We start from the raw sequence: 261 nt of genomic DNA on the forward strand, positions 1-261 counted from the left end.
GTGCCGGCTCGGTGGCCGGCTGGGTTCCCGGCGCGGCAGCGGTGGTGGCGGCCACACCGTTGAGAGGGGGCGCCCGGTGAACCGGACGCCCCCTGGGGTGCTTCTACGACGGGTTGTGGGTCAGATCGCTGTCGCGCCGCTCTCGCCGGTGCGGACGCGGACGACGGTGTCGACCGGGACGATCCACACCTTCCCGTCCCCGACCTGGCCGGTGCGGGCCGACTGGACGATGACCCCGGTGAGTGCCTCGGCGTCCTCGTC

At 73.9% G+C, this 261-nt stretch carries 1 protein-coding gene; it reads right to left on the bottom strand.

Annotated elements, in window-relative coordinates; translation table 11 throughout:
* Nucleotides 1-120: 120 nt before the first annotated feature.
* Nucleotides 121-261 (bottom strand): P-II family nitrogen regulator (locus RYX56_RS25970; protein WP_369293566.1); only part of this gene is annotated, 141 nt, incomplete at its 5' end.

It is taken from the genome of Alkalihalophilus lindianensis (assembly GCF_032843265.1).
GTDB classification, from domain to species: Bacteria; Bacillota; Bacilli; order Bacillales; family Bacillaceae_D; genus Alkalihalophilus; species Alkalihalophilus lindianensis.